This window comes from Mailhella sp. (assembly GCF_057866825.1).
The window spans coordinates 1-8994 of the sequence record NZ_DBMAHT010000082.1 but is presented as its reverse complement, the minus strand read 5'-3'; the positions used below and the strand labels follow the sequence as shown (position 1 = coordinate 8994).

The 8994-nt window shown below is 62.5% G+C and carries 9 protein-coding genes; 7 read left to right on the top strand and 2 right to left on the bottom strand.

The window, feature by feature from the left end; all coding sequences use genetic code 11:
- A partial coding sequence (locus ACZM96_RS07890) for a 1-acyl-sn-glycerol-3-phosphate acyltransferase (protein WP_489488387.1) occupies positions 1-884 on the bottom strand: 884 nt, incomplete at its 3' end.
- A 152-nt stretch (positions 885-1036) separates the two neighbouring features.
- Between ACZM96_RS07890 and ACZM96_RS07885 the strand changes: the two genes are divergently transcribed.
- The 6 genes from ACZM96_RS07885 to ACZM96_RS07860 all read left to right on the top strand — a co-directional run bounded on the left by ACZM96_RS07885 (position 1037) and on the right by ACZM96_RS07860 (position 7048).
- Complete coding sequence (locus tag ACZM96_RS07885) at positions 1037-1723, top strand: site-2 protease family protein (RefSeq protein ID WP_294488268.1); 687 nt, start codon at positions 1037-1039, stop codon at positions 1721-1723.
- A 46-nt stretch (positions 1724-1769) separates the two neighbouring features.
- Positions 1770-2762: a tryptophan--tRNA ligase gene (trpS, locus tag ACZM96_RS07880; RefSeq protein ID WP_489488386.1), complete on the top strand. Its 993-nt coding sequence runs from the start codon at positions 1770-1772 to the stop codon at positions 2760-2762.
- Positions 2763-3553: 791 nt separating this feature from the next.
- Positions 3554-4684, top strand: coding sequence for an MlaE family ABC transporter permease (locus ACZM96_RS07875; protein ID WP_294488275.1), 1131 nt, complete (start codon positions 3554-3556; stop codon positions 4682-4684).
- Complete coding sequence (locus ACZM96_RS07870; protein ID WP_489488384.1) at positions 4681-5463, top strand: ABC transporter ATP-binding protein; 783 nt, start codon at positions 4681-4683, stop codon at positions 5461-5463. The genes ACZM96_RS07875 and ACZM96_RS07870 overlap by 4 nt, the downstream gene beginning before the upstream one ends.
- The gene (locus tag ACZM96_RS07865; RefSeq protein WP_489488382.1) at positions 5460-6482 is read left to right on the top strand and encodes an MlaD family protein; all 1023 of its coding nucleotides are present in this window, start codon (positions 5460-5462) and stop codon (positions 6480-6482) included. The genes ACZM96_RS07870 and ACZM96_RS07865 overlap by 4 nt, the downstream gene beginning before the upstream one ends.
- Positions 6482-7048, top strand: coding sequence for a PqiC family protein (locus ACZM96_RS07860; RefSeq protein WP_489488381.1), 567 nt, complete (start codon positions 6482-6484; stop codon positions 7046-7048). The genes ACZM96_RS07865 and ACZM96_RS07860 overlap by 1 nt, the downstream gene beginning before the upstream one ends.
- A gap of 603 nt (positions 7049-7651) precedes the next feature.
- On the opposite strand, the gene ACZM96_RS07855 is transcribed toward ACZM96_RS07860, so the two are convergent.
- Entirely contained in the window at positions 7652-8440 is a 789-nt protein-coding gene (locus tag ACZM96_RS07855) for an amidohydrolase family protein (protein ID WP_489488380.1), read from the bottom strand.
- Between the two features lie 399 nt (positions 8441-8839).
- Between ACZM96_RS07855 and ACZM96_RS07850 the strand changes: the two genes are divergently transcribed.
- Positions 8840-8994 (top strand): ATP-dependent metallopeptidase FtsH/Yme1/Tma family protein (locus tag ACZM96_RS07850; protein ID WP_489488388.1); only part of this gene is annotated, 155 nt, incomplete at its 3' end.

The window sequence follows — 8994 nt, the reverse complement described above, 5'->3', positions numbered from 1 at the left end:
GAGGATATGCCCGACGTGAAGTTGAGCATGGCCGGCACGAGCCCCGCCGAATGCAGACCGAAGAAGGCCACGAGTCCGGGCAGGGACGTGGGCAGCAGAAAGCCCACGGTGCTCTCGCCCCGGAACAGACGACGGAAGGCGCGGCCAAGCACCGAGAGCTTGAGCAGGAGCGAGCCGTAGGTGAGCACGTGCCTGTCCTGATCTTCGGCAATGGGGAAGCGGCGTCCGGAAAGACGGACGGCCTCCACGAGGCCCTGCATGAGATTGCAGTGTTCCATGCTTGAGCGGTACTCAAGTTCGGTCATGATGTCGTAAAGGCGCTCGCCCATGCGGCGGCGACGCTCCCGCGGCGTCACGCCTTCCGCGGAACGGAACTTCTGCACTTCGAGCACGCTCACGGTGACGCGCGGAAACCAGCGACGGCGGCCCTTGTGCCGCAGATAGGAAAACACGGTGCTCGACGCCCCGTCGATGCGCACGGGCAGGAGGGTGGCATCGGCCTTTTCGGCAATGACGCCCGCGGCCTCAAGAATGCGGATGTAGCGCGGATCGTTGCCGAGACTGCCGCTGTGAAACACCATGCAGCGGCCGTTTCTGGCCAGCGCATGCACCAGCGACACCGTGGCCGCGGGACTGGAAAAATCAAAGAACTGCGTGTCGGCGAGCGCGCAGACCGGGCGCATCCACCACTTGTGCTCAAGCGCCCTGTCGGCGAGAAGCGCGACGCGATGCGGCAGCACGGCGGCCAGAATCAGCGGATCGAGAATGGATCCGGGGTTGTAGATGATGAGCGTGCGGGGACCGGCGGCATCGTAGTGCTCGCGGCCGCGCAGCTCCACGCGGTAGATGATTCTGAGAAGAAATCGGACTATGGCTCCAAGCATGCGGGCTCCTGGATTCTGCGGCACGTTCGTTCCGCCGGACGTCGCTCCGGCACATTCTTGTCATCATGCCCAAAGGCGCGGCCTTTGTCGAGAGCGGCCATCGTTCCGCCGGGGAATCCGGAGGCGTCCGTTCTTGCGGATCATTCATAAATATGGTAATGAATCCCCCCATGTTCGACTCAAGCATTGCAGCAAAGATATCGTATCTGGCCGTGGCGTTCGTCCCCGTGCTTCTGGGCATCATTCTGCACGAAGTTGCCCACGGCTGGGCCGCCCTGCGCTGCGGCGATCCTACGGCGCGCATGCTCGGCCGCCTCACGCTCAATCCCATTCCCCACATCGATCCCGCAGGTACGGGCATGTTCGTGTTCACGGCCCTGTTCTGCCCCTTCGTGTTCGGATGGGCCAAGCCCGTGCCCGTGAATCCGCGCTACTTCCGCGACTACCGCAAGGGCATGCTGCTTGTTTCCGCCGCAGGCCCCCTCGCCAACATGGTGCTCGCCATGGTCTTTGCCGTGTGCCTGCGCCTTCTGCTCTTCGCTCCTTCAGAATTTCTCATCGGCACTTCCGCGGGCAAGTTCCTGCTCCAGATGTTCCAGACGGGCATCGCCGCAAACTTCGCCCTTGCGTGGATCAATCTTCTGCCCATCCCTCCGCTCGACGGAGGACACATTCTGGAAACCCTGCTCCCCGGGCAGATCGCTCTTCAGTTTCAGCGCGTGGAGCGCTACGGTTTTCTTTTGCTCGTACTGCTGCTTGCCAGCGGCGTACTGAGCTCTCTTCTCATGACTCTCGTCCGATGGTCGTGGAACCTCGCGCTTACGGCCGTGGGTCTTTGAGTCCTTCACCTTCACTTTTCTCATTTATCTCATCAGGAGACACGCCATGACGGCGAACGATCGCACAGTTTCAGGCATGCGGCCCACCGGGCCTCTTCACATCGGTCACTATTTCGGCGCCCTCAAGAACTGGGTCGAAATGCAGAAGACCCACGAGGCCTTCTTCTTCGTGGCCGACTGGCATGCCCTGACCAGCAACTACGCCGATACTTCCAAGCTTCCGCAGTTCGTCAACGACATGGTCGTCGACTGGCTTTCCGCCGGTCTCGACCCCGAACACTGCGCCATTTATCGCCAGTCCGACATCAAGGAAACCGCGGAACTGCATCTGCTGCTTTCCATGATCACCCCGCTCGGCTGGCTGGAACGCTGCCCCACCTACAAGGAACAGCAGCAGCAGATCACCGACAAGGATCTCGGCAACTACGGCTTCCTCGGCTATCCCGTGCTCATGACCGCGGACATCATTCAGCATCGTCCGCGCTGGGTTCCCGTGGGACAGGATCAGCAGCCCCACCTCGAACTCGCCCGCGAAATCGTGCGCCGGTTCAACACCATGTACAACACGGAAGTCTTCCCCGAACCCGAAGCCAAGCTCACCCCGGCCGCCAAGTGCCCCGGCCTCGACGGCCGCAAGATGTCCAAGAGCTACGGCAACGGCATCTTCCTGAAGGACACGCTCGCCGACCTTGAACCCAAGATCAAGGGCATGTTCACCGACCCGTCGCGCCTGCGCAAGAGCGATCCCGGCAACCCCGACGTGTGCAACCTCTTCCCCTACCACGTGCTGCTCGCCGACAAGGACACGCAGAACGAAGTGCGCGAAGCCTGCACCCACGCCACCATGGGCTGCGTGGCCTGCAAGAAGATCTTCATGAAGAATCTGCAGAACTTCCTCGAACCGCTGCATGAACGCCGCGAAGCCATTCTCGCCAAGCCCGGCCTCGTGCAGGAAATACTTGCAGACGGCGGAAAAAAGGCCAGAATGTCCATCAACGCCACCATGGAACTGGTGCGCGCCGCCATGCACATGGACTGATCCGCACGAAGGCCGACGCCTCCGCTTGATTATCTGGAGTGCGGGAGACCCGGTCTTCCGCACTCCGCCCGTTTTCGCGACCGGGCAGGGGACAACGCTTTCCCCGCCGCCTGCGTTTCAGCCATCCTGCCGGAAACGCAGGAAAATCCGGGGAGCTCTCCGCGGCAGAACGGCGACTCCCATGACGTCGCCGGAACATCGCCGGGATTCTTCCTTCGCCGCCCGCAGGCAAACGCCCGCCGGTGCGCAGGAATCCCCGCACGGCAAGAAGAACGCGCAGCCTGTGCCTCCGGCAGTGCTCCGAAGGCGAACGCCGCGCAGGCCAAGCCTCCGCCCGTGAGCGCGTCCGGCATCTGCCGCAGAAGCGAGCGCCGCAACGCGCCGACTTTGCCGCGCAACGAAGGATTCGGGCTTCGCCCCGCGCAGCGCGGCGAAGAAATGCGCAGGAAGGCATGCCCGAAACGCGCAGAGAGCCCGGTCAAGGCGCAAGGGACGGAGCCGACGCCCACAATCCGCCGCGCAGGAGCCCCGCAGAATTTCGGCCGAGGCCGAGGGGCAACATGTGTCATCCGCAGAAGCCGGGCGTCCACCCCGCTCGAACCGGGCATGAGCCCCCGCGCAGGATGACGAATATTTCTCAGGGCGCTTTGCATCGCCGCCCGCGCGGCCCTGCGGAAGAAGCACCCGTTGCCGGAACGCGGCCGACGAGAAGCGCCGGACGAAAGACCGGCTCCCCGGACAGCGCTCCCTTTCGGGAGCAGCCGTGCGGGACAAGCCTTCAGTGAGGAACCATGCAGCCTGCCTTCGACATTCAAAAAACGCAGCGCACGATTGTTGTCCGGGCCTCGGGCTCCTGGTCGAGGCAGGACGTGGCCGCCGCGCCCCGAACGCCCGAAGCCATGATTGCCGCCGCCCTCGACGCCTTCGACGACGCCGACGCCGTGCGTTTTCTTGCCGACGTTTCCGCCTGGGACAGCATGCTGCTTGCCGCCTTCAACGCCGTTGCGCAGAAGGCACGCGCCCGCGGCCTCGCCGTGGACGCCTCGGCCCTGCCGGACGGCATGGGCCCCATGCTCGACATGGCCCTCGCCGTGCCCCCCAGAGACGGCGGCGCACGGCAGCAGGAACCGGGGCTTCTGGAAATCATCGGCGAAAAAACTCTCGCCTGGCCCGGCATCACGCGCAGCGTGGTGGAATTCGTGGGCGAAGTTTCGCTCAGCATGGCGCGCTTCTTTTCCGGCCGCGCCTCGTGCAGTTCCCGCGATCTGTGGAACGTGCTGCGCGAATGCGGCGTGGACGCCCTGCCCATCGTCACGCTCACCAGCCTGCTGCTCGGCCTCATTCTCGCCTTCGTGAGCTCCATGCAGCTCAAGCTCTTCGGTGCGGAAATCTACGTGGCCTCGCTCGTGGGCGTTTCCATGGTGCGCGTCATGGGGCCGGTGCTCACGGGCATCGTGCTTTCGGGCCGCACGGGCGCGTCGTTTGCCGCCGTCATCGGCAGCATGCAGGTCAACGAAGAAGTGGACGCCCTCACCGGCTTCGGCATTTCTCCCGTCGATTTTCTCGTGCTGCCCCGCGTGCTCGGGCTGGCCGTCATGACGCCCCTGCTCACCCTCTACGCCGACATCGCAGGCATCGCAGGCGGATTCCTCGTGGGCGCGCTCATGCTCGACATCTCCCCCGCCGCCTACATCAGCAACACCCTCCAGTTCATGACCCTGGGCTACGTCTGGACCGGCCTTCTTCACGCCTTCGTGTTCGGCTTCATCATTTCCCTCTGCGGCTGCTATCAGGGCATGCGCTGCGGCCGCAACGCCTCCGCCGTGGGCCGCGCCACCACCGCCGCCGTGGTCAATTCCATCGTGGGCATCATCGTGGCCACGTCCGTCATCACCATCATCCTCACGGTGCTCGACATATGAACTTCGTTCCGGACAACAACGCCGCCGTCACCGCGCACAACGTCACCGTGGCCTACGGTTCCCGCGTCATCCAGAGCGGGCTCTCCTTCACCGTAAAAAAGGGCGACATCTTCATCATCATGGGCGGCTCGGGCTGCGGCAAAAGCTCCCTGCTGCGCGTGCTCATGGGCCTCACCCCTCCGGCCGAAGGCTCCGTGTTCTACGGCAAAACCGATTTCTGGGGCGCTCCCGCCGCCGAACGCGAAGCCGTCATGCGCCGCACCGGCGTCATGTTCCAGAGCGGCGCGCTCTGGACTTCCCGCACCCTCGCCGAAAACGTCGCCCTCCCCCTCGAATATTACACCAGCCTCTCCCCCCGCGACATCCGCGCCCTCGCCTCGTTCAAGCTCTCCCTCGTGGGACTCGCGGGCTTTGAAGACTTCTACCCCTCGGAAATAAGCGGCGGCATGAAAAAAAGAGCCGGTCTCGCCCGCGCCCTCGCCCTTGATCCCGACGTGGTCTATTTCGACGAACCTTCCGCCGGTCTTGATCCCGTAAGCGCGGCAAGACTCGACGAACTCATCCTGCAGCTTCGGGACACCCTGGGCATGACCATCATCGTGGTCACCCACGAACTGGCAAGCATCTTCGCCATCGCCAACAATTCCGTGTTCCTGGACGCCAAAACCAAAACCATGACCGCAAGCGGCGATCCGCACGAACTGCTCAAAAGCGGCCCCGACGAAGTGGTGGAATTTCTTACGCGCGGCAAGGGCCGCGTCCGCGGAGGAAATCAATGACGGAACGCAGCACTAAAACTTTCATCGGCGCCTTCGTGCTCGGCGCGCTGGCCCTGCTTGTAGGCTTCATCCTGCTCCTCGGCTCGGGCTCCTTCGGCAACAAGAATCCCACCTTCGTGCTCTACTTCAACACCTCGCTCAAAGGACTCATCCAGGGCTCGCCCGTGTACTTCAAGGGCATACGCATCGGCAAGGTGAACTCCATCCAGATTCGCCCCGAAATCGGCACCGCCAAGTTCTATACCCCCGTCATCATTGAAATCGAACGCGACAAGGCCATGGCCCTGCTCGAAGACGGCAGCGAAAAGGATCTCTTCGACGATCCCGACATCATGAACCGCCTCATCAAGGCCGGTCTGCGCGGCAAGCTCGGCATCACCAGCATTCTCACGGGGCAGCTCTGCGTCGAGCTCGACATCATGCGCAACGCCGATCCCGTGGACGTCGCCTCCCTCGCTCCCTACAAAGGCTCGCCCCAGATTCCCACGCAGCTCTCCTCCCTCGACGCCGCCCTCAGCACCCTTGAAAATATTCCCATTCAGGAAATTCTCTACGACGTCATAAGCAGCGTGAAAAGCATGAGCGAACAGCTCCGCGACATCGACGCCTCCGGCCTCGTGGCCAGCCTGCGCGAAACCAGCGACTCCATCCGCGAGGAAGTGCGCTCCTTCGGCGCGCTCAGACAAAGCGCCGACTCCACCATGAACGCCTACGCCTCCCTCGCAGGCTCCCTGAAAAAGGATATCCACAACACCCTCGCCGGCGTCAACGCCGCCCTCAGAAGCATCGACAGCCTCGCGTCTTCCTCCGAAGGCGTGGTCCTCGAAGCCCAGAACGCCATGAGAGGCCTGCGCCGCACCGCCGATACCGCAAACAGCCTCTTCAGCGAAGACTCCGCCCCCGTGCTCGAATTCAGCCAGACCATGCTCTCCCTCAGACGCGCCGCCCAGGCCCTCTCGGAACTCGCCACCCTGCTGGAAATCAAGCCCAACGCCCTCATCTTCGGGAGAAACAACTGATGAAACCCTTCCTCTGCGCCCTCGTCCTCGCCCTCGCACTTTCAGGATGCTCGCTCCCCGCGCAGCTCAAATCCTCCCCGACCGTGCGCTACTACGTGCTCTCTTCCCCCCTGCCCGCCTCCTCAGAGTCCGACACCGCCAGCATCGGCGTGCTCCCCGTCACCCTGCCAGGATACCTCACCAGACAACAAATCGTCCTGCGCGAGGCCGACGGCGTGAACATCACCATCCATGAATTCGACCGCTGGGGCGAAAGCCTCGGTCAGGGCGTCTCCCGCGTCCTCTGCGACGCCCTCGCCGTCCGCGGCGTCTCCGCCCTCCCCCTCCGTACCGGCGCCAAAGTCAACGATAAACTCATGCTCGACGTCCGCAGACTCGACGGCCCCCTGGGCGGCAACGTCACCCTCGACGTCGTCTGGAGACTCCAGAGAGACGGCTCCGTCCTCAACTCCGGCCACCTCGTCAAATCCAGACCCGCCGGCGACTCCATCCAGTCCATGGTCGAAGCCCAGTCCCTCCTCGTCCAGGACCTCGCTTCCCATATCGCCAACGCCCTCAAAAGATAGGAAAGGCAGAAAAGGCAAGAAGACAGAAAAGGCATCGGGGGAGATAATCTCCCCCGAACCCCCATAATTTGCGGGACGACCCCTTGCGGGGCCGTCCCGCAGCTTTTTGGGTGTACGTGAAGATTCCCCGTCGTCTGTCGGGTTCCGCACCGTCTGTCTGCGTTACCTCAGAACGGGGAAAAATATCTTCCGGTCCGCATTAGCGACCTTCGATGTCTACTCCCAATTCTCCAACATCTGGAAATCCTTTCCTTTGACACGACTGTCCGGCGCAGGCCGGACAGGAGTCGGCCACCGCAGGTGGGTCCGTGAGGACACACCTGCACTGCGTCCGCAGCCCGAGCAGCGCCCGCCGAGCACACCACCCCTCGCAGTCCCAGCCTTTCCGACCTCCCGCCCTCGCCCTTTGCCTCGGGCATAATCTTCCCGTTCACCCTGTCCTGCCGAAGCAGCTTTAGCTGCGAGGCAGAAACAGGGGGGCGCGGGGGGAATTATTTCCCCCGCATGCCTTTTCTGTCTTTCCTGCCTTTTCTGTCTTTCCTGTCTTTCCTGTCTTTCCTGTCTTTTCTGCCTTTTCTGCCTTTCCGGGGCAGCGGCTGGCTGTTATCCGAAGAGGAGGTGGGTGCCGTTGGCGAGGATTTCGTCTATTTCGTTATCGGAGAAGCGGGTGCGTTTCTGGAGGGCGTCGATTTCGTCCTGGGGGTCCATGATGGGGTAATCGGTGCCGAAGACGAGGCGGTCGCGGGGGTGTTTTTTCAGGATGGCCTTGAGGGTATCATCGGAGATTTCCTTCATGCAGGAGGAGGTATCCATCCAGACGTCGCGACCGGCGAGGGCGTCGAGGGCGTAGGACCACTGTCGGAAGCCGCCGAGGTGGGCGGCGACGACGTTGAGGTGAGGGAAGTCGTCGAGGATGGCGGCCATTTTATAGGGGCAGGAGGGATTTTTCTCGGGGGGGAGGCTGTCGCCTATGTGTATCATAAAGATAAAATCCCTCTGAGCTTCCTCGAAGATGGGGTAGAGGCGGGGATCATTGAGCCAGAAGTGCTGGAAATCCGGGTGGAGCTTGATGCCGTGGACGCCCATGGAGCGGAGCCAGTCGAGCTGCTGTTTCCAGTCCGTGCAGTCGGGGTGGATGGAACCGAAGGCGGTGATGCGCGGATAGTTGTGCTGGAGGTAGCCTGCGTAGGCGTTGCAGGGACGCACCTGGAGGGCGCTGGTGGCGGCGCAGAGGGCTATGCAGTGATCGATGCCCGCGCGGCCTGCGCGCAGGAGCAGGTCGTCCGGGGTGCCTTTGCAGTGACAGAAGAGCTTGTAGTGTTCCGCGAGCTTCATTTTCGCCTTTTCGGCGATGCGCGGATGAAAAACGTGGGTATGGCAATCGACGAACATGAGTGAACCTCATCGGCCGGGCGGGCCAAAAATGCAGCGGGAGAATGCGTTCGTCCGAGTTTGGGGAGGGAGCGCAAAAGCGCGGACGGGCCGCGGACGGACGTTATTTTCCGCACCGGCGGATGCTAGCCCAAGGCGGGAAGTCTGGCAAGTTCAGACGGTTCCAGGAGAAAAAAAGAGGGGCGCAACCCATTTCAATTCGGCACGATTCTTGCAGAAAAAAGCTCCCGGAGCGGAAAAACCGGCCTGCACATCATTGTCAAAGTCGGCAAGTGGCATTACAAATATAAAAAACGGCAGGGGCGACGCATCGTCGCCTGCGGAGCCTGCCGTTTCACCTGTGGCAGCCCGGCAAGCCGGGCCCTCTCCGTCACTTTGAGTGCGTCATCATAAGCAGCCATGGAGGCAGCTTTGAATCAGTTTTCCCGCAATATCCTGCTGTGGAGCATCATAGCCGTTGCCATGATCTCCCTGTTCAGCCTGTTCAACGAAAACGGCGGAACCCCGCAGAACTCCGCCGCCTACAGCACTTTCCTCTCGCAGGTCGACAACGG